This window comes from Bacillus sp. LB7 (assembly GCF_030449715.1).
GTDB lineage: Bacteria > Bacillota > Bacilli > Bacillales > Bacillaceae > Bacillus > Bacillus paralicheniformis.
On the sequence record NZ_JASGCA010000004.1, the window covers coordinates 232,976 to 254,555 of the forward strand.

A 21,580-nucleotide genomic window follows, 5' to 3' on the forward strand; every position below is an offset into this window, starting at 1 on the left:
ATTACCTCCTCAGCTTCGAATCTAACGCATCCTGCAGTCCGTCTCCAACGACATTAAATGCGAACATTGTTAATGAAATAAAGAAAGCAGGAAAAAACAGCCGCCACCAGTGACCCGACAAGATCACCGGAAGGCCGTCGTTCGCCATGACACCCCAGCTCGCAAACGGGGCTTGAATGCCCAAACCGAGGAAACTGAGAAACGCTTCGGCAAAAATGGCCGACGGCACCGTCAAGGTCATCTGGACGATGATCGTTCCCATCATGTTCGGAAGGAGATTCCGCCTGATGATCCTTACCGTTTTCGCTCCGAAGGTTTTGGATGCGAGAACATGCTCATCATGCTTCACCTTCAAAACCTGACCCCTGACGATCCGCGCCATGCCGACCCAGCCGGTGACGGTCAGCGCCACGATGATTGTCCCGAGTCCAGGACCCATCATGACCATGAGAAGAATGACGACCAATAAATAAGGCAGTCCGTGCAGCACTTCGATGACCCGCATCATGATGTGGTCTGTTTTGCCGCCTTTATAGCCGGAGATGCCGCCATAGATGACGCCGATTGCAAAATCGATCAAAGCCGCCATCACGCCGACAAACAGTGAAATCCTCGCTCCGTACCACGTTCTTGTAAACACATCGCGTCCGAGCTCATCGGTTCCGAACCAATGCTCCGTCGACGGAGGAAGGTTTTGCTCGGAAAGCGTCTGCTGGGTGACGCTGTGCGGAGAAAGAACCGGTCCGAGAACAGCCATGATGAACAGGAAGATTAACACGCTCAATCCCGCCATCGCCAGCTTGTTTTTCCTTAAAATCCGCCAGGCGTTCTGCCAGTATGACAGGCTCGGCCTTGCGACGGATTCACGTTCATCCTGCTTTTGTTTCAGCGGGGCAAACCATTCAACAGGGATATCACTGCCTGAAGACGCTTCGTTTTCTGTGCGGACTGGAAGGCTCATAAGCTCACCCTTTCTTATGCAGTTTAATACGCGGATCCAGGATTCCGTAGGCCATGTCGACAAGAAACAACATGATGATGAGGATGATGCTGTAAAAAACGGTGGTGCCCATAATCACGGGGTAATCGCGGGAGTTGATGCTTTCAACAAAATATTTTCCCATGCCGGGAATCGCAAAGATTTTTTCGATGACGAAGCTTCCCGTTAAAATCGCAGCGGTAAGCGTCCCGAGAATCGTTACGACAGGCATAAGGGCGTTTTTCAAGGCGTGCTTCATGACAATTTTAAAAGGGGAAAGCCCTTTAGCCCGGGCTGTTCGGATATAATCCTGTGTCAGCACTTCGATCATGCTGGAGCGGGTCAGCCTTGCGATAATCGCCAGCGGCCCCATCGCCAAAGCCGCTGTCGGCAGCACCATATGAAGCGGGCTCGTCCATGTCGACGGGGGAAATATGTTCCAATTAACCGCGAATTGCTGTATCAGCAAAGTCGCCATAATAAAGTTGGGAACCGAAATGCCGAGAACAGCAATGGTCATCGCTATATAGTCGATGATGCCGTTTTGCCGCAGCGCGGCAAAGATTCCGAGTGCAATCCCGGAAATGACCGCCATAATCAGCGCCGTCATCCCCAGCTCAAATGAAACAGGGAACCCTCTTGACAGCAAATCGTTCACGCTTTGTGAAGGCTGCTTGATCGACGGCCCGAAATCAAAGGTAACGATCGACTTGACATAATACAAATATTGAACAAAGAGAGGCTCATCAAGCTGATAGTAAGCCTCAAGGTTGCGCTGAACCGCTTCATTCGTGTTTCTTTCTTCATTGAAGGGAGAGCCTGGAATCACTTTCATCATCACAAAGGTCAATGTCGTGATCACCAAAATGGTCGCCAGCATCGACAGGAGCCGCTTCATGATGTAACCCGCCATTTTCATCCCACCTTCCTAGGAGAATGTCGTTCTCATCGCAAGCTCGGTCATGACAAGCATCGCTTGATAGGCTTCAAGAATGTCTTTCGCTTGATAGCGGACAGTCGTCGTTTGCGGTTCGATTTCAGCACCCGGCATCAGACTCGCCCACTCGGCTTGGCCGTAATTGACAAACTCTATCCGCAGCACCGGCCTGTCCGGAGGCGTGAGCGGCTTGACTTGACCGCGGTTTTGAATCGCATATGCCGTCCGCTCTCTTAATAGCTGACCCGCTTTCTCCGGCGTCATGCATTTGACCGCCGAACGGGAAACCGTTTCCTTGACGGCCGCTGTCGTTACGTTCGGAATCAGTTCCTCCGCCTCAGCTGCCGCCTCGCTGTCACCGGCAACCATAATAACCGGGACGCCGTAATAACCGGCAACATAAGCGTTGAAACCCAGCTCACCCACCGCCTGATCGTTTATGTAAAAATGTCTGACGCCGAAAATCATGCTGTGCGACATCACGCCTCTCATCGATGCTCTCGCATGGTAGCCGACGAACACAGCTCCATCGCATGTTTCGTCAAGTCCCTGAACCATCGAAAACGGCTTGACATCTCCGGAAATGAGCTGCGCTTCAGGATGGAGCCGCTCAATTAACAGGTTGTTCATTTTAGAGTGGCTGTCATTGACAAGCACCTCTCTGCATCCGCTTTTGAACGCTTCGTCAATCACATGATTGGCCTCGTCCGTCATGATCTTCCGGCCTCTCTCATAGTTCAGCTTGCTTGAATCGACGAACGTATCATCCGGAAGTCCGGAAATTCCCTCCATATCAACAGACATATACAGCTTCACAAAAAACCACCCCTTATGAAAAACGTCTCAAATTTTTTATTATTTTGGGAATATTCTAACAAATTATATTAGAATTTTAACAGAAATGCAATAACCATTGGTAATTTTAGAAATTTAATATAAAATTGGAATTTTGATGAATGTTGTCGAACTCAAATAAAAAAGCTGCCTGAGCAGGCAGCTTTGGGATGTCCGGATATGTCGATGAATGCCGCGGCTCACTGCCGGCGGACGGCGTCTTTGATGTCTTCATATTTCTTCATCGTTCTGGCGAACAGCTCGTCAAAGACTTCCGGCATGGCATTTTGAATGACCTCCGCCCCTTCTCCGGTGATACCGCCTTTTGTCGCCACCCGATCAAGCGTTTGTGTAAACGTCATGTCTTTTTCCATTAACAGCTTGCCCGTTCCCAGCAATGAATGAATCAGAAATTGAAACGCTTCTTCTTTCGTAAGACTGCTGTTTCTGACGGCAGCTTGAGCAAATTCTTCAAAGATCGAAGCGATGAACCCCGGTGAAGAGCTTGTTAAATTGCTCGCAGCGTCAATATCTCTCTCATGTATTTGTTTGACTGTGCTAAAAGCGGAAAGATATTCTTCCAGCCGGCTTTTGTCCGCCTCAGCGACCCGCTCCCCGTGGACAACAAGCGAAACGCCGATCCCGGCTTCAGATGTAAGTGTCGGAATATATCTCGTCACATGTCCGCTTGTCCAGTCGTGAAGCCGGTCAAGCTCGACCCCCGCGGCAATCGAAACGATGTGGACATCCTCCTGAAGAAACGGCTGTATTTTTTCAAGCGTTTCTTTTACCGCCATCGGCGGTACACAGATGAAGATCAGCCCGCACTGTTTGGCAAGCTCTTCGGCTGATAGACAAACGACATTCGGGTAAAGCTTTCTCAGCTCCTCTGTTTTCCCGTCATTCCTTGAGCTGACGACCACCATGTCATCGCTGATTTTCTCCTGATCAAGCAGTTTCACTGCAATCATCTGTGCCATGCTTCCGTATCCGATAAATCCAAGCTTTTTCAACGTTTAGAACACCTCTGACATGTCATATTATAAATAGCACCCTATTTATTCTATCCTTTTTCTTTGACAATTTCCCACAATGTTTTCATGTTTATCCCACAGTCTTTGATTATGATTAAGGCATCAAAGGATATGATAACAATAGGAGCGTGAAAATGATGGAATATAATAGAGAAGATCAGCTTGAAACGAAAAACGAACTCATCGTCTCCGATCAAAAGCCCGACCAGGCGATAAAAAAAGCAGAACAGCAAAAGCGGAGACTCTCGTGGATGACGCCGATCCTCAGCGGCATCATCGGAGGAAGCCTCGTTCTCGGCGTCACGACATACCAGCACAGCAAAGACGAAACGGCCAATACATCCGTCCAGACGCAAACAAACGAGACGTCGAACTCATCGGCTTCTTCCAATAAAGCGAATACCGAAAAATTGTCCAGCACCAATTCGTCTGACATTTCATCAATGGTGGAAAATGTGTCTCCCGCCATCGTCGGGATTTCAAACTATCAAAAACAAGCGGAGAGCGGTATGTTTGGCTTTGAAAGCAACAGCAGCAACAGCAGTTCAAGCGAACAAGAAACAGGCACAGGCTCAGGTGTCATTTATAAAAAAGCAAACGGCAAAGCATACATTATTACAAATAACCACGTTGTCGAAGGCGCGTCTAAACTGACGGTTTCCCTGTCAAACGGCAAAGAAGTGGAAGGCAAATTGCTGGGCAGCGATTCCTTGACAGACCTTGCCGTTGTTGAAATTTCCGCTGATCACGTCGAAAAAGTCGCATCTTTCGGTGATTCTTCAAGCTTGAAAGCGGGTGAATCGGTCATTGCAATCGGAAATCCGCTCGGCAAAGATCTGTCCCGCACGGTGACGCAAGGCATCATCAGCGGTGTTGACCGGACCGTTTCCGTTGATACGTCCGCAGGCCAAACCGAGATGAACGTCATTCAAACAGACGCGGCCATCAATCCCGGCAACAGCGGAGGCGCCCTTTTGAATACAAAGGGCGAAGTGATCGGCATCAACAGTATGAAAATCAGTGAAAGCGGAGTGGAAGGCATCGGATTTGCGATTCCAAGCAATGATGTCAAACCGATTGCAGAAGAGCTGATGTCTAAAGGAAAAATCGAGCGCCCGTTCATCGGAATCGGCATGATGGATCTTGAGCAGGTGCCGGAAAACTATCAAACAGGCACCCTCGGATTAAGCGGCAGCCAGTTAAACAAAGGCGTCTACATCCGCCAGGTCGCTTCAGGCTCCCCTGCTGATAAAGCGGGCCTTAAAGAGAACGATGTCATCGTCAGCTTTAACGGAAAAGAAACCGATACGGGAAGCGCGCTGCGCAACCTTCTTTACAACGATGCAAAAATCGGGGATACGGTAAAGGTTACCCTCATTCGAAACGGCAAAACAATGACAAAACAAATCACGCTTGACCAAAAAGAATCCGCATCATCTTAACAGCATGCCCCCCCTTTTAGGCTGTCGGCTGCGCCGGATGCCTTTTATATAAAAAAACGAGGTCCTTTTCGGGACCTCGTTTTCTATTGAATCGGTTTCAGCCGCGCTTCAATCTCTTTCCGCCGATGTTCCAAATACGGCGGAAGCGCAAGGCTCCGGCCGAGCTCATCGATCGATTCATCAACGGCAAAGCCCGGCCCGTCAGTCGACAGCTCAAAAAGTATGCCGTTCGGTTCTCTGAAATACAGCGCATTAAAATAATAGCGTTCCACAATCCCCGAATTCGTAAAGCCGTTCTCGCTGATTTTCTCATGCCACTGTTTAAGTTCTTCTTCATCTTTGACGCGGAATGCGACATGATGGACGCTTCCTCTCCCGGGACGCTCTCTCCTGCTGTCATCTGACTCTTTCACATGCACCTCCGCGCCAGCTCCTCCTTCACCCGATTCAAAAATGTGAAGCGTATGGCCGGTTTCATCAGCCTGTTCCTCACCGATTTTATGAAAGCCGAGAATATCGGTCAGCACCGCAGCCGTCGGACCGGCGTCTTTGACAGTCAGTTCGACCGGGCCGAGCCCCCTGATCGCGACATCCTCAGGAATGACGCCGTTTTTCACAGGCACTCCATGATCTTTTCCTTTTTCATCAGCCACAAGCATCATGTTCTGTCCTTCATGGTCTAAAAAGCGGAGAACGCTCCGCCCCGCACGCGTCTCGATGCCGTAAGTCTCTGCGCCGAGCTCATGAAGCCGCTTCTTCCAAAATTCGAGTGTTTGTTCGCCGGGAACCCGAAGTGATACGGCCGAAATGCAGTTCGTCCCTTCCCGCCTCCTGGCAAGCATCGGAATTTCGAAAAAGGTCAAATCTGAACCCGGAGACGCAACTTCATCACCGTAAAACAAATGGTACATCGTCGGCTCATCCTGATTGACCGATTTTTTTATCAGTTTCATGCCAAGCCCTTGGACATAGAAATCCAGATTATGTTGGGCGTTTGCCGTTAAAGCGGATACGTGGTGGATGCCATTTACGTTCATTCTTTCATCTCCTCATTAAATATCTCGAATTCGAGATTTCTTCTTTCTCAAAAATAGGCGATTTGATTTGAAAAGTCAACCAAACCGCCTTACAGGACCTTCCTTCCTGCCGATCCCTCAAAAAACTAACAATAAACCCAAAATCACTTATTAAAGTTCGGTTATTTTCGCCCCCTTCGGGTTTTACGACCTTAAAATGTTTAACATAAACAAGAAATACGAAAATCTGAAAATTTATTTAATTTTTCTTTTTTAAAAAAGGTATTACAATATAAAAATAGTTTTCTATAAAAGAGATTACATCAATGGGAGGCATCGCAATGAATGCAGAAGCAAACGGACTAAAAAAAGAGATAGGCTTGTTATTTGCGCTATCTCTTGTGATTGGAACGATCATCGGTTCCGGCGTGTTTATGAAGCCCGGCAGCGTGCTTTCCTATTCCGGAAACGCACAAATTGCTCTTTTCGCCTGGCTTCTTGGCGGAGTCTTGACGCTAGCCGGCGGGCTGACAATCGCCGAACTGGGCGCTCAAATTCCGAAAACGGGCGGGCTTTACACATATCTTGAAGAAATTTACGGCGAGTTCTGGGGGTTCTTATGCGGCTGGGTGCAGATTATCATCTACGGACCGGCCATCATCGGCGCACTCGGATTATATTTCGGCTCGCTAGTGGCCAACTTGTTTTCCTGGGATAAATCATGGACTGCACTCATCGGCATTATCACCGTCGCCTTTTTATGCATCGTCAACATCGTCGGAACAAAATACGGCGGAGCGGTACAGACGGTCACAACGATCGGAAAGCTGATTCCCATTGTATGTATCATTGTGTTCGGTCTATGGCAGGGCGATGAATATATTTTCAGTACAGTCACGGAGAGCATCGCCAGCAAAAACTTCGGAGCGGCGGTATTGGCGACACTCTTCGCGTATGACGGCTGGATCCTTCTTGCGGCACTCGGGGGAGAAATGAAGAATCCGGAAAAAGTGCTCCCGAAAGCGATGACAGGCGGGATCCTGATTGTCACAGCCTGCTACCTGTTCATTAACTTGGCGCTGCTTCACATTCTTCCTGCCGATCAGATTGTCAAGCTCGGCGAAAATGCGACAAGCACAGCCGCGACAATGCTGTTCGGGCCGATCGGCGGCAAACTGATCTCCATCGGAATTATCGTCAGCATCTTCGGCTGCTTAAACGGAAAAGTTCTGTCTTTTCCGCGCGTGATCTTTGCGATGGCTGAGAAAAAACAGCTTCCGTTCTCCCGCTGGATCTCGCATGTTCATCCGGCATTCCATACGCCTTGGATCGCGGTCATCGTCCAGATGATGTTCGCTGTCATCTTAATGATCATCAGCAATCCGGAAAAGCTGTCAGAGGTTTCGATTTTTATGATTTACATCTTCTATGTCATGGCTTTTTTCGCAGTGTTTATTTTGCGGAGACGGAAAAATGGCCAAGGGAGATCTTACAGCGTGCCGCTCTATCCTTACCTGCCTGTTGCGGCTATTCTCGGGTCATTGTTTGTTCTCGTCAGCACGCTTCTCACTGACTTTTACAGCTGTCTGTGGTCGATTTTGATCGGCCTCGTCGGTCTCCCGGTTTATTTTTGGATGAAAAAAAGAAATAAAAACGGCTCAGCTGCCTGAGCCGTAAGCCGCCGGCTCAAGTGCCCGGCGTTTTTTTTATCCCTTCACAGACCCGATCAGAATGCCTTTGGCAAAATGCTTCTGCAAAAACGGGTACACGGCTAAAATCGGAAGTGTCGCAATGACGATGACGGCCAGTTTAATCGATTGTTCAGGCGGCACCGTTTCCATCATATCATTCGTCGTCCCCGTCAGATCCGAAAGAATCGTCACTTGGCGCAGCACCATTTGCAGCGGCCATTTCGCGCTGTCATTGATGTACAGCAAAGCATGGAAAAAGTCGTTCCAAATTCCGACCGCATAAAACAGCGCAAAAGTTGCAATAATCGGCTTTGACAGCGGCAGCGCGATCCTTAAGAACACGCCGATTTCTGAACAGCCGTCAATCTTTGCCGACTCCTCAAGCTCTTTCGGAAGCTGCTGAAAAAAGTTCTTAATAATAATCAGATTGAACGGATTAATCGCCATCGGCAATATCAACGCCCAGTACGAATCGAGCAGTCCCAGTGATTTGACGACAATATACGTCGGAATCATTCCTCCGCTGAAAAGCATTGCAAAAATAACGAGATTTAAAAGCAGGTTTCTTCCCTTAATGTGCCGTTTTGCAAGGGGATAGGCCATCGTAAATGTAAAAAAGAGCTGGACGATCGTTCCCACAACCGTAATGAACACAGACACCCCCATGCTCCTGATAAATGTCGGCGTTGAAAAAACATAGCGGTACGCGTCAAGCGAGAACGTCTCAGGAAAGATAAAGAAGCTCTTTTCCGCCAGCTCGGCCTCCGTGGCAAAAGACCCCGCGATAATGTACAGAAAAGGCAAGACGGTTATCAGCCCGCAGCAGCCGAGAAAGATCATATTAAACCAATCAAATACCCGACCCGCTTTTGTGTTATGGATCGTTTCCGTACCGGACATCCCTTTCACCTCCATTCATTAAAACAGACCGTCCTGGTCAAACTTTTTCGCGATGTAATTGGCGCCGAATATCAGAATGATTCCGACAACCGATTTGAAAAGCCCGACTGCCGTACTGTAGCTGTATGCGCCTTGCGTAATTCCCACAACATAGACATACGTGTCAAAAATTTCAGCCACGCTCCGGTTTAAGGAGTTGGTCATTAAAAAAATCTGTTCAAAGCCGATGTTTAAAAAACTGCCGATTCTTAAGATGAGAAGCACGACGATCGTGCTTCTGATGGCCGGAAGGGTAATGTGCCACATTCTCCTTAATCTGCCTGCCCCGTCCATCACTGCCGCTTCATACTGCTCCTGGTCAACCGAAGCGAGCGCCGCCAGAAACAGAATCGTTCCCCAGCCCGTCTCCTTCCATATGCTTTGCAGCACAATCATCGGCCTGAACCATTCGGGATCCGAGAGAAATGCAATCTCTTGGCCCGTTATGCTTTGCAGCATTTTATTCATCACGCCCGTATCAACTGTAAAAAAGACAAACGTCATGCTGACGACGATCGTCCATGAGACGAAATGCGGAACATATATAAACGTCTGAATGCACCGTTTATAGATGGCGTGCCGCAGTTCATTCAGCATGAGTGCGACAATCAGCGGAGCCGGAAATGCAAAAATCAAATCGAGAGCGGCCAACATGAGCGTGTTGCGGAGCAGGCGGAAGAAGTCAGGGTTCATAAAGAAATCTTTAAAATACTCGAACCCGACCCATTCGCTCTGCCAAAATCCGAGATAAGGCGAATAATCTTTGAAAGCAATTAACACGCCCCACATCGGCCAATATTTAAAGATGAGAAAATATAAAACACCGGGAACAAGCAGAAGATAAAGCCATTTATCCCGTTTTACGGCTTGCAGCCCAGTCGGTTTCTTTTCTGTCTTAACAGCGGTTTTCCCTGTTTTAGCGGTGATTTCCACGTGCCGCATCCCCCCTTTCGTATGCCAGTTGAAGACCTGAGCTATTTCGTCTCCTTGTAGCGCTTGTTCAGTTCTTTCATCAAATCTTCGCCGCCGCTTTTATACCAAAGCTGAACGGCATCTTGAAAGCCTTTTTCATCGATGTCGCCGATGATAAACTGCGTTTTGGCATCGAGAATGATGTTGTCAAGCTGTGCCCCTTTTTGGGTGTATACATCTGAAACGAGCGATTCAGCCGGATTGAATACGGCGATTTTTTCCCCTTCTTTGAGAATCTGTTCACGGTGTTTGAACAGCTTTGATTCTTGTTTTTCCACATGGTATCTTTGTTCGGGAATGCCCATGCTGAACTGCGCAAGACCTTCGTGCTCATAGAGCAGTTTTTTATTGTTTTTTTCAAGGGACGTGTACGTTCCGTTCTGAAGCTTATAGTTGCGCCCTTTTATACCGTTGTTGGCAATAATTTGTGCCTCTTCATCGTTCATTTTGTCCAGGAAGCCGAGCACTTCTTTTAATTCTTTTTCCGTTTTGACGCTCGCTTTCGGAATGGCAATCATTCCGGCGTATCCCGATGTCGGGAATGTATACGTTCCTTTCGGGCCTTTGACCGTTCCGATGACGTCGATCACATCCTTGTTAGCGGGATCTGCTTCCTCCATTGCACTTTGAATTTGCGAGGACCGCGAACCGGTATCGACGATCACACCCGCTTTTCCTTTGACAATTGGATCGTTCCACTTCGCTGAATCCATGACGGCGAAGTCTTTATTGATCAGCCCCTCATCATACAGCTTTTTGAAAAACCGCAGTGCTTCCATATACTCTTCTGTCGTGAAATCCGGAATGAGTTCCCCTTTTTCGTCTATTCCGTAGCGGTTTGGTGCGCCGAACCATGTCTGCATAATGTCCCACGGGCTGCCGTTGCCAAGCCCCATCCATTTCGGCACCACCATGCCGTACGTATCATCTTTCCCGTTTCCGTCGGGGTCTTTTTCTTTAAACGCTTTCAGCACATCGTAAAATTCGTCGATTGTTTTCGGCATCTCCAGACCGACATTTTCGAGCCAGTCCGTTCTGATGATGATCGAAGCGCGGATCAGGTCCCTCGCCCTGTAAATGCCGTAAATCTCGCCGTTGATGGAACTGTTTTTCATCACTTTTTTATCGGCTTTTCCGAGGTTCGGGTAGTCTTTTAAATAAGGTGAAAGCTCCCAAAACGCACCTGATTTGACAGACTTGATAAATCCCGGCGACTTGTCCGTGACGACGATGGCTTGCGGCAAATCTCCCGAGGCCATGACGATGTTGAATTTATCATTATAGGAAGAGTTCGGAACCCATGTCACTTTAATTTGTTTTTTCGTGTATGTTTCGAGCGCTTTTAAAGACGGGCTGTTTTCTCCCGGACTTTCCGGCGACAGGAGCGGAGCCATAATATGAATGGCATCCTTCTCTTTTCCTTTCCCGTCTTGGTTGGCCGTCTCATTTGCGCTGCACCCCATCAAGAGCAAAAAAACAGCGGGTGCAGCGAGCCATTTGTTTCCCTTCAGCTTCAGTCTTGCCATTGTACAATTCCCCCTTTTGATCGTCTCAATTGTTCCACTCAAATTTAAAGCGCTTACATTTTTCCAGCAACCTTCATTTTTTGCCTTCACACGCGAGCAGGATGTTCTTTCATTGCCTGAATGATCTTTTCTTGCATGTCCTGATCAGGCGGCATATCTTTAAGCAGCTCTAGCACGGCTATTGTGTTGAGGCACCATTGTGAGACGCAGTTTGTCGTGACCCAGGGGATTTCAGTGATCGTTTTCCAGGCATAAATTTGTTTTGGAGTGATCGGCAGCGGTGTATGGCTTTGCTTTTCATCGAGCAACAGGCGCCATGCTTTTTCGGCAAGCTTCCGGTCTTGGCGGAGCCGGGCAGCATAAGCGGCCAGGGCAGCGGAGAACATCGGCCAGTGAAATAAATCATCGTGAAGCTTCCCGCCGCTCCTTTTGCGCTTTTCTTCATCAGTCAGCAAATAAAATTCGCCGAATTCCCCCAGCATCTCTTTCCATTCGATATCCTCAAGCAGTTCTGCAAGCTCCATCCATGTTTGCGGGGCGCCGAAGGCGATAACCATATGATAGCCGCCATGATTCCCGTCTCCCATATGAAGCAGATCCGAAGCTTCAGGATCGTATCCGAAAGTCGGTCCGGACAACAGACGGAGCGGCAGCGCTTTAAGCCGGCTGATCCCCCGTTTGATTTTATCAAGGTACGCTTCATCGCCGGTCCGCTCCCATTCCGTCAGCCAGTTGGAACAGAACGCCGCCCAGTCGGGTCCTACTCTCGCGTGGGCGGGGAACTCTTTTTCCGGATAATAGGCTCTCATCGGATCAAGCGTCTCAAGCGCTCGATCGGCATCTTTCACTTCAGATAACACGTCTCCCGTTCTCTCGTCCGCCGTCAAAAAGTAATAGGGCTTATGAAGGCCGGCCATGCTGATTCTCGCTTCCTTGCACCCGCAGCCCCAATGGAGGACATTGTGCCTTGAACCGAGGCCTTTATACTCCCCGAAATGGTAGCAGTCAACTTCGCTAGTGTGACGGGTCATCGCTTCCGCCATTCTGAAGACGTCTTCCCTCCCGGATCTGAAAAAAGACTGCCAAAGCCAGAGGTTCGGTACGAGTTCTGTATTTTGCCATGCATAGCCGCCAAGGTCGTACCGCCATACATGCCGGACGGCATCATACGTATGCATCACATCACCGTAATGCCAATAGCCGTACCAGCTCCGCTGATCGACTTCATTCATGTAAAACTTGAGAGCCTCGTCAAGCTGATCTTCAAGCGCAGCCGAGAGCGGGCGCCGTTTATCTTTCAGGCTCCAAACGCCCAGCGCGCGGGTGTAATAATAATAGTCAGGCTCACAAATAAGCAGCGGGGGATTTTGCCATTCGTCCGCCGCTCTGTTCAGCTCTTCATCGCTCGGCGGATTCGCAAAACAGGCAAGGCTGACTTCGCTCGTATTGGCAATGCCGACGGCCGTTGATCTCATTTCGGCAAACCCTTCATATGCGCTTTCAACATGAGTGTCTTTTGAATAATGGCGGAAGTCCATCGCTTCAGCTTCAGGAGGCCAGAACCATACCGCCAATTTCGTTTCGCCGCCGGCAAGACCTTTCGCTTCAAGCGATGACGGATATTTTTCAAAGAAGTTCCTGAGTCCAAGCGCGATGCCGCCGTTTTCCCCGCCTGCATACATCAGCCCTTTCGCTCTTCCCCCATGAATCGCGTCCACCCAGGCGCAGCCTTTACCGGTTCGCTTTTTTAAGCGCCAGTGATGCGGGGAATCCTGGATGAGCTTGAAATCGTTCCAGACGGCGTTTCTCTTAGCATCGCGCACAACTTCCGACTCTTCCGGTACAGGCTGTCCTGCAATCTGTTGTTCATAGAGCCCGTTTGTTTCATTGAATCTTCTCGTCACAAGCAGCTGAGAAGCCTCTCCGTAAATCCCTCCATCAGCCGCATAGCGAATATGCCTGTTCCTTGGCGCTCCGCTCAAAACCGCGCTCATTTCGAAACCGAGTCCTTTGATCCATTCCGTTTCTGCTTCACAGTCGATGAAAAGCGTGTGCACGATCCGGATGGACGGAACACCGGCATAGAAAGACAGCCTGACAGTAAAAGGGAGCCAAACATCGATGCCTCCGCCGCGGTGAACGCCTTCAATCTTGACGACTGTCTTAACCGGACCGTTTTGTTCGATTGCCGTACGTTTGATCATGCTCTCAAACCGTTCAATATGATACATGCATTGTGAATCTGAGCCGCTTCTTTTTTCTTTTAAGGCGATGAGCCGTCCTTCTTTCGCCATCATTTCCCCGGAAATGGAAATCGAACGGATGATTGCCGGCCCCGATTTCCCAAGCCTGCAGACGATCGCACCCGTATTCACCGTGATTTCATCTTTCTGCTCACTGACATTCATGACGGTTTTGGGGACGCCGGGCTCTCCTTTTTTCAATGTAAATTGGCTGTCGCTTTCTTTAGGGAATACTGCGGCATGACCCGTCCATTTAAGCGAGCCGTCAGGCCAATATGCGAGCGGCCATGTTTGCAAACACGGGGCGTTTTTCGCAGCAATGGCGACCGTCTCTCCTTTTTGCAGCACTCCTTTTGCCCAAGGCACACCCCAAGTCACCCCGCCGAACGCGGCAGGCGCCCTATTCAGCCATTTTAGTTCAGCCTGTGCTTTCACAAGCGTTCCTCCTTCCTTTCTGTTCAACCGATTGGTCAGTGAACATTTTCCTGTTTAGCCTTTTGACCGTCAATATTCCTTTTTTGCTTATGATAGAAAGGTGCCTGCTCTTGGTTTGTAAAACGAAACAAAAAAGCCGCGGGCAAGCGCCTGCGGCGATTCATTTATTCTCTGAAAACAAAATCACGCGGTATTCGTGCGGGCCGAGTGTCACGCGTCCGGATACGGGCCTGTCGGACAATAAATCGGTTCCGTTTCCGTCAAGTGTCACTGCGCCTCCTTTGCAGTCCATATTGATCGCGACCCAAACGAGACCGTCTGCTCCTTTCCGGGGCGCGACGACTGTTCCGGGAGTGGCCTCGGTTTTCTGTGTAACGCCCGCTTCTTTTGCATAATGGCTGATCAGCTTTTTCATCATGATGTCCCCTGCTTCGCCTGCCGGCATCGACCCGAGCATGACGATTTTTCCTTTTCCGCATTTATGTTCTGTGATGAACGCTTTGCCTGACGCCGGGCCTTTTTCAATTATCCCGACAGCCTCGGTGCCGCCGGCTTCAAAAACAGCGCTCCACAAGCTCAGCGGCGCCTTTACGCCAAACGCCGTTCCGCTCGAGTTCCGCTCATCCATCGGGAATGTATAAAGCGTTTTAACACCGGAACATTTTTCCAATCCCCCTAATCCGCAATCAGTGTGAATCGTATGGTGCTCTGTTCTTCCGCCCGTCAGCGGACCCGCAATCCAAATACCGCCGCTTTGTGCAAACGCTTCGGCTTTTTTGATAAACGCAGGCGGAAGATAGTGAATAAACGGCGTAAACAGCAGTTTATAGCCGTCAAGCGGGCTCCCTTCAAGAATGACATCTCTGTGAATGCCCATCTTTAACAATCGGTCATAAAACTCGGTGATCAGTGTTCTGTAGTGAAGACCCCGATGTGGCTCCGTTTTCAAAAACACCTTTGCACGGTCCGAATAGACGACGGCTGTTTCAGCCTGCAAAGGAGCCGTAGCCAGCATGATGTGCTCAATCTCCCGTCTCGCCCGCTCGACTTCGAGCACATTATCATATCCAACATCAGGCTTCCCCCATGTGCTGAGCACCGATCCGTGCGGCTGTTCGGACCCGGCTCTCTGCTGGCGCCACAGCCAATAGCAGAACGCGGCTCCGCCAAGAGCATAAGAAGAGACCGCTTCAGCTTTCAAATAGCCGTTTTGATGAGGTACCGCATAGCTTTCAAGCGAAGCGCTGTAGGAAGGGCTCGTCTCCATTATCCAAAACGGCCGTCCTTTTTTAATGTTTCTCCATAAATCACAATTAAACAAAAAGGCGGCACTGTTTTCCTGACTGGCGTACGTATCAAACGAGGCAAAATCAAGGCTTTTGAAAAGATCTTCATGATCAACGCCGAACATGACGCTGCTGTTATGGGTGATCGGGGCGTTGGAGTATGCTCTGATCACCTCAGCCTGCTCACGCGCAAATTCAGCAATCTTGTCCATCGAAAACAGCTGATACATCGTCCTTAAAGAAGAATTATGCAAAAACGGGGTCGGTCCGGGCTGCGGAACTTGCTCGAAGCGCTGATACGTTTCGCTCCATACGCCCGTACCCCAAGCCTCATTCAGACGGTCAATCGTCTGATAGCGGTCTTCCAGCCATTTGTGCCATAATGTGTTGCACGTTTCACACATGCATTCTGCGTCATGGCATTTGAATTCATTGTCAAGCTGCCATCCGATCAATCCAGGGAGTTCTCCGAGCTCTTTGGCGATATGTTGGATGAGCAGGCGGGCCCGCTCTCTGAAATACGGATGGTTTGTGCAGGCATGCTGCCTCGAACCGTGTCCCATCGTCTTCCCATTTTCATTCACATGCATTCTTTCCGGGTGCCCGTGGGTCAACCAGATCGGCGGCGTCGCAGTCGGTGTGCACATGACCGTTTCAATTTTGTTGTCGTGGAGCTTTTGGATGACGCCGGCAAAAAACCCGACATCGATCCTTCCTTCTTCCGGCTCCATCCTTGACCAGGCAAACTCCCCGATTCTGACGACATTGATCCCGGCTCGCTTCATCATCTTGATATCTTCATCCAGCACATCCTCATCCCACAATTCGGGATAAAAGCAAGCGCCATGGTACAGTTTGCCGTTCATCTTCATACCGTCTCTTTAACAAACGGCAGCCCGAGCTCTCGAATGCCGATAGCGACAAGTTTCGCCATTTCCCGGGCCCCTTTTTTCGTAAAATGTGTGTAGTCGTTGACATTTTCCGAGATCATAAAATATTTAAATACCTCGCTGTACCCTTTTTCCGCAAAATGCTGCAGGCTTTTGTCCATTAAATCGATCAAGCGGACATTTTCTTCACTTGCCACCTGCTTCATCGCGATGCAGTAGTCCGGGAAGTCGTTCAAAAAAACGCCGTCCTTGTAATGGAGCCTTGCGACAGGCGTGATGAGAAGCGGTGTGGCTCCTTTTTGACGCGCGCCGTTGACGTACATTTTCAAGTATTGTTTATACGTCGTATACGGTTCTGTATAGCGTTCTGGTTTGTCTTTTGACGCGTCATTGTGTCCCATCTGAACGAACAGCCAATCATTCTGTTTGATCACATCCAAAATCGATGCAAGTCTTCCTTCTTCAACGAACGTTTTTGAACTCCGGCCCCCGATGGCCCGGTTGATCACCTGTACATTTCCGGATACATAAGACTGGAGAAATTCGCCCCAGCCTCCCTGAGGCGAATCCGCCTTATAATGCTGTACGGTCGAATCGCCGGCCAGATAGATGCTGATTGTCATCACGACCACTCCTTTTTATGAAAGAATTTTATCAATTGTGTCGAGCTCTTCAGCTGAGAATCGAGCGGACTTAAGAGCAGCGGCATTTTCTTCGATCTGTTCGGTTTTGCTTGCGCCGATCAGCACCGAAGTGACGCGCGGATCTTTTAAAAGCCAGGCGATCGCCATTTGCGGCAGGGATTGTCCGCGTTCGGCCGCCACTTGATTCAGCTTGCGGACTTTGCCGAGCACGTCTTCTGTGATGCCCTCGGCCTGCAAAAACGGACTGTTCATATCAGCGGCTCTTGACCCGGCGGGAATCCCAGTCAAATATTTCGTTGATAAAAGCCCTTGGGCAAGAGGTGTAAACGCGATCGCCCCGGCTCCTTTTTTCTGCAGCACTTGCAGCAGGCCATTTTCCGGTTCTCTGTGGAACATTGAATATTTGGGCTGATGGATGAGGAGCGGAACCCCGTATTCTTGCAAAATATCGGCCGCCTTTTCGGTCTGTTCAGCGCTGTAGTTCGATAGACCGACATATAAAGCTTTTCCTTGCCTGACGATGTGGGCGAGCGCTCCCATCGTCTCTTCCAGCGGTGTATGAGGGTCAGGGCGGTGTGAATAAAATATATCGACATAATCAATGCCCATTCGTTTTAAACTTTGATCAAGGCTTGCCACGAGGTACTTTTTTGACCCCCAATCGCCGTATGGCCCGGGCCACATCGTATAGCCGGCTTTCGTGCTGATGACCATTTCATCGCGGTAGCCGGCAAAATCGGTTTTCAGCGCTTTTCCGAATGTTTCTTCGGCAGAACCGGGGGGCGGACCGTAATTATTCGCCAAGTCAAAGTGGGTGACACCCAGATCGAATGCTTTTCTTAACAGCGCTTTGGCATTTTGAAACGAATTTGCTTCTCCGAAATTATGCCAAAGCCCTAAAGACAGAGCAGGCAGTTTTAATCCTGAATGTCCGCAGCGGTTATATTTCATATTTTCATAGCGTGAATCACTCGCCTGATACCCCATACGAATCCCTCTTTTCATTTTGCAATGAAATCGCTTACTAATCATTTTATGGGAACAGGCTGTGAGATTACAATCATCCTTTTTTGTATATTTCATAATCCTGCCGGTGCCGCCGGTCTCTGTCATTCTTCATGTCTCTTACAAGGAACGGTATAAATATTCGGCCGGGGCGGCTTGTCCATTCCGGTTCCTAAATAAAATCCAGGGTGAGGCGGCTGATTGTAAGCGACATTTTGCCAGGCTACCCCCAAGCGGTAAACGGGATCGTGCATGAACGTATAGAAACGATGTTCAGTCAGCTCGGTCGTTGTGTATATTCGCAGAGCATCGTTTCGCGCGGTGCGGAACACGACATCTTCGCGCCAATCGCCGAATAGATTGGCCTGAAGCACAGGCGTCCCTTTCGTCCAATTGTTAGACAGCGTTCCCTCAGCAGTAAGCAGATTGACCAGCCTGCCGCTGTGATAGTCCCATTTATCAATTTTCGGGATGCCGGCGGGTTCTTTCCAATCGTGATCAAGCAGCTCGCGGAGAAGATCGCCGTCCCACCAAACCGCAAAATTGGCCGAAGCCGGAGCGGCGTCGCTGAGCTTTTCTCCCTTACTCGTATAGAGGCCGTATGATTTGCCTTCATTACCCGGGGGATCGATCGCCCAGACAAGCGCGCCTTTATAACGGGGATCGATATGCGCGGCCATTCCCCGCCCAACATCTGTATCGGCCGGCACTCCCCAGAGGATTTCCCCTGTACCCGCATCGCGAAATGAGAGGCCGTACGGAAGACGCGGGTCTTCATGCACTTGAAAGACTTCTAGCCCGGGCCGATCCGGGTCAAGATCACTCACATGCATGGCATCACCGTGTCCAAGCCCTGTCGTATAAAGTCCCGTTCCGTCATGATCCACAACCATCGCGCCGTAGACGATCTCATCTTTCCCGTCATCGTCGACATCAGCGACGCTCAGACTATGGTTTCCCTGCCCTGCATAGCCTTCGTTACCGGGCTTGTCGCTGTCAAACGTCCACAGCTTGGTCAGCTTGCCGTCCCGGAAGTTGTAAGCGGCAAGCACCGTTCTTGTGTAATAGCCGCGCGCCATAACAAGGCTCGGCCTTTCACCGTTCAAATAGGCGATGCCTGCTAAAAACCGGTCCATCCGGTTGCCGTATCCGTCTCCCCAGTCCTCAAGCCTGCCCCGCGGCGGATCGTAATCCACAGTTGCCAATTCCCTTCCCGTTTCCCCGTGAAAAATCGACAAATATTCAGGCCCATCCAAAATTCGTCCATCTTTATTTCTGTAATCGGCAGCCTGATCGCCGATCACCCGTCCGGTTCCATCAACCGTTCCGTCAGCCGTCTTCATGGCGATTTCCGCTTTTCCGTCGCCGTCAAGATCATAGACCATCAATTGGGTATAATGGGCGCCCGCGCGGATGTTTTTCCCGAGATGAATCCTCCACATGAATGTCCCGTCAAGCTTATAGGCATCGATGATGACTTCTCCGGTATAGCCGTTGTGCGCGTTATCTTTCGAATTGGACGGGTCCCATTTGAGCACAATTTCGTATTCTCCGTCGCCGTCAAGATCTCCGATGCTCGCGTCATTGGCGCTGTACGTATACTGTACGCCGTCAGGAGTTGTCCCGCCATCAGGCTTGTTTAACGGAACATCCAAGTACGGCTTCTGCCAGACAGCTGTTTTGTGCGACTGCTCGACTTCCTTATCTCCGAGAACCTTTGTCACATAATAGACAGATTCTCCGTTTCCGTGTTTATCAAGAAAGTTGGTCGATGATGAAACGGGTGTTGAGTTGATTCTGTGACCGTTGCGATATAGGTTAAAAGCCGTTTCTTCCGGATCGGTTCCTAAGAGCCGCCAGCTGAGAAAAACCCCTTTTTTTGTTTTTACGGCCACAAGTCCGCGGTTTAAGCGTTCCATTTGCCTCGGTTTTGCCGCCGTTTTCAGCGGCCGAACGCGTTCAGCTGCTGCATGTACGTCTTTTTCTCCCATCGTCCTCTCTCCCTCTTTACGGTTTGGAATGGCGAACGGGAGAACCGGAGACCGGCTCTCCCGACACCTTATTTCTTGAGCGAGTGTTTCAGCGGATATATGTTCAAATCGGAAATTTCTTCTGTCACGAGCCTTGCCAACTGGTTTGCACCGAACTCGTGAAAATGCACCCTGTCCTGGATTCCGTCTGGATAATTAGGGCTTTCTCCCGGCTCTAAAAACATAAATACGTTTTTAGTCGCTTCAACGCCGATCTCGTTGTAATAATCGATGCTTTTTTGATTTAAATCGATCACTGGAACGTTCATTTCCCGTCCGAGCTGTCTCATTGCATTCGGATATTCTCCGATGCTGTTGTAAAAAACGCCCGTTTCATCATAGGTTCGTTTACTTTGAGAAGTGACGAGCACAGGCCGTCCTCCTTTTTCGCGGGCTTTGTTAATGTATGTTCTCAAGTATTCCTGAAATGTCGTATAAGGATCTGTATGACGGGCCGGATCTTGCCCGGCGTCATTGATGCCGAACTGAATCAACAAATAATCGCCCCGTTTCATCCGGTTCAAAATCGTATCCAGCGACCGTTCATCCACAAAACTTTTCGCGCTTCTCGCGCGTTTCGCCTGGTTGTCGATGACGATTTCATCCGAGAAATAGCCGCCTAAAAATTGCCCCCAGCCTGCCATCGGCGCATAACCTGGTTCATAATCGGAGACCGTGGAATCTCCAGCCAGAAAAACCGTTGTCTTGTCATCTGTTACATGATAAGCCGTCTTCGTCAAAACCAGCGCATTGAGGTGCGGCGCTGTTCTCGCTGCTAAGGCTTGAATGGAAAGGCGGCCGCCGGAAATCTGAATCGGAAACGTTTTTTCGTTGTATCCGCCCGCTTCCGCTCCAAATGAATACAGCTGAAGCATGCCGTTTGCCCGTACATCCATGTTCGTTTTTGCCCGGGCATCTCCGGTGATCAGCCGGACATGATATTGACCGTCAGGCAAATCGACCGTAAACGCCGTCCCATCCGGTATGCAAAAGTCTGAACGAAGCGGATCGGCCGTACCGCGGTCCGTACAAGTCACCTTTGCTGTGTCGTCAAATCCGTAACCTTTTAGAGGGGTATAAGCCGATTGCGTGTCTACCGGAATAAAGCCCGAAGCAAGAGGCCCGTCACCGAAATCAAACCGATACACCTTCGAAATTTCGACGGCAAACACTTTTGGCTGAGGTCCTTTCCACTCCAAATCGAGACGTCCGTCCTCCACCGTAACGGTGAACGCTTTTTCGGCTGAACTTCCCTTTGCTCCGGCCGGGATCGTTCCCATTTCCTCTCCTTCGGCATAAAGCTTCAATTCACCGCGGGATGAGGCAAATACGGTCACGCGGTGTTCGCCTGGAGAAAGATCCGCCAGAAAAGCCGTCCGGTTCACGACACAATAGTCTTTCTTGAGCGCTTCTTTTTTTTGCGTCTTTTTGCACACAGCGCTCCCTGCCCGTGAAAATCCGTAGCCTGCACCATTTTGATACGCGGAGGCCTCGTTCACTTTCACATAATCCTTTTCAGCGGGACCTTTTCCAAAATCGAACAGAAAAAGATCCTGATTGTGATGTGCGGCAGCGGCTTTCGGCTGCACAGGTCCTCCCATTCCCGTGCTGAAGAAGAAAAGAAGGAGGATGACCCATACGCAGCGAACATATCGCTTCATTATGCAGCTCCCCTTT

16 protein-coding genes are annotated in these 21,580 nt (G+C 49.7%); 2 read left to right on the plus strand and 14 right to left on the minus strand.

Annotated features, from left to right (window positions below):
* Position 1: 1 nt before the first annotated feature.
* The 4 genes from QMZ64_RS07780 to proG form a co-directional block, all read right to left on the minus strand.
* On the minus strand, positions 2 to 961 hold the full coding sequence (locus QMZ64_RS07780; protein WP_265627238.1) for an ABC transporter permease: 960 nt from the start codon (positions 959 to 961) through the stop codon (positions 2 to 4).
* 4 nt (positions 962 to 965) lie between these two features.
* A complete protein-coding gene (locus QMZ64_RS07785; RefSeq protein ID WP_243939902.1) occupies positions 966 to 1,892 on the minus strand; it encodes an ABC transporter permease in 927 nt (308 codons plus the stop codon).
* A 15-nt stretch (positions 1,893 to 1,907) separates the two neighbouring features.
* The gene (locus tag QMZ64_RS07790) at positions 1,908 to 2,732 is read right to left on the minus strand and encodes a M55 family metallopeptidase (RefSeq protein ID WP_265627239.1); all 825 of its coding nucleotides are present in this window, start codon (positions 2,730 to 2,732) and stop codon (positions 1,908 to 1,910) included.
* 218 nt (positions 2,733 to 2,950) lie between these two features.
* Positions 2,951 to 3,763 carry a pyrroline-5-carboxylate reductase ProG gene (proG, locus tag QMZ64_RS07795; protein ID WP_265627240.1) on the minus strand — a complete coding sequence of 271 codons (813 nt, stop codon included), beginning with the start codon at positions 3,761 to 3,763 and terminating at the stop codon, positions 2,951 to 2,953.
* A gap of 158 nt (positions 3,764 to 3,921) precedes the next feature.
* On the opposite strand from proG, the gene QMZ64_RS07800 reads away from it, so the two are divergent.
* Positions 3,922 to 5,226 (plus strand): S1C family serine protease, encoded by a 1,305-nt coding sequence (locus tag QMZ64_RS07800; RefSeq protein ID WP_265627241.1) that lies wholly within the window; start codon positions 3,922 to 3,924, stop codon positions 5,224 to 5,226.
* 83 nt (positions 5,227 to 5,309) lie between these two features.
* Here QMZ64_RS07800 and QMZ64_RS07805 read toward each other — a convergent pair whose 3' ends face one another.
* Entirely contained in the window at positions 5,310 to 6,263 is a 954-nt protein-coding gene (locus tag QMZ64_RS07805; protein WP_265627242.1) for a ring-cleaving dioxygenase, read from the minus strand.
* Positions 6,264 to 6,583: 320 nt separating this feature from the next.
* Between QMZ64_RS07805 and QMZ64_RS07810 the strand changes: the two genes are divergently transcribed.
* Positions 6,584 to 7,912, plus strand: coding sequence for an APC family permease (locus tag QMZ64_RS07810; protein WP_265627243.1), 1,329 nt, complete (start codon positions 6,584 to 6,586; stop codon positions 7,910 to 7,912).
* A gap of 36 nt (positions 7,913 to 7,948) precedes the next feature.
* Here the strand turns inward: QMZ64_RS07810 and QMZ64_RS07815 are convergent, their stop codons facing one another.
* The 9 genes from QMZ64_RS07815 to QMZ64_RS07855 all read right to left on the minus strand — a co-directional run bounded on the left by QMZ64_RS07815 (position 7,949) and on the right by QMZ64_RS07855 (position 21,564).
* Positions 7,949 to 8,833 (minus strand): carbohydrate ABC transporter permease, encoded by an 885-nt coding sequence (locus QMZ64_RS07815; RefSeq protein WP_265627244.1) that lies wholly within the window; start codon positions 8,831 to 8,833, stop codon positions 7,949 to 7,951.
* Between the two features lie 18 nt (positions 8,834 to 8,851).
* On the minus strand, positions 8,852 to 9,805 hold the full coding sequence (locus tag QMZ64_RS07820; RefSeq protein WP_326131547.1) for an ABC transporter permease: 954 nt from the start codon (positions 9,803 to 9,805) through the stop codon (positions 8,852 to 8,854).
* 41 nt (positions 9,806 to 9,846) lie between these two features.
* Complete coding sequence (locus QMZ64_RS07825; RefSeq protein WP_409365393.1) at positions 9,847 to 11,370, minus strand: extracellular solute-binding protein; 1,524 nt, start codon at positions 11,368 to 11,370, stop codon at positions 9,847 to 9,849.
* An 86-nt stretch (positions 11,371 to 11,456) separates the two neighbouring features.
* Positions 11,457 to 14,048, minus strand: a complete 2,592-nt coding sequence (locus QMZ64_RS07830) for an exo-rhamnogalacturonan lyase family protein (protein ID WP_265627245.1) — start codon at positions 14,046 to 14,048, stop codon at positions 11,457 to 11,459.
* A 160-nt stretch (positions 14,049 to 14,208) separates the two neighbouring features.
* Positions 14,209 to 16,206 carry a beta-galactosidase gene (locus tag QMZ64_RS07835; protein ID WP_265627246.1) on the minus strand — a complete coding sequence of 666 codons (1,998 nt, stop codon included), beginning with the start codon at positions 16,204 to 16,206 and terminating at the stop codon, positions 14,209 to 14,211.
* The gene (locus tag QMZ64_RS07840; protein ID WP_265627247.1) at positions 16,203 to 16,847 is read right to left on the minus strand and encodes a rhamnogalacturonan acetylesterase; all 645 of its coding nucleotides are present in this window, start codon (positions 16,845 to 16,847) and stop codon (positions 16,203 to 16,205) included. Before QMZ64_RS07840 ends, QMZ64_RS07835 begins: the two co-directional genes overlap by 4 nt.
* Before the next feature lie 15 nt (positions 16,848 to 16,862).
* On the minus strand, positions 16,863 to 17,855 hold the full coding sequence (gene mgrA, locus QMZ64_RS07845; protein WP_265627248.1) for an L-glyceraldehyde 3-phosphate reductase: 993 nt from the start codon (positions 17,853 to 17,855) through the stop codon (positions 16,863 to 16,865).
* A gap of 122 nt (positions 17,856 to 17,977) precedes the next feature.
* Complete coding sequence (locus tag QMZ64_RS07850) at positions 17,978 to 19,864, minus strand: rhamnogalacturonan lyase (protein WP_301441225.1); 1,887 nt, start codon at positions 19,862 to 19,864, stop codon at positions 17,978 to 17,980.
* A gap of 68 nt (positions 19,865 to 19,932) precedes the next feature.
* Positions 19,933 to 21,564 carry a rhamnogalacturonan acetylesterase gene (locus QMZ64_RS07855; protein ID WP_265627249.1) on the minus strand — a complete coding sequence of 544 codons (1,632 nt, stop codon included), beginning with the start codon at positions 21,562 to 21,564 and terminating at the stop codon, positions 19,933 to 19,935.
* Between the last annotated feature and the right edge of the window lie 16 nt (positions 21,565 to 21,580).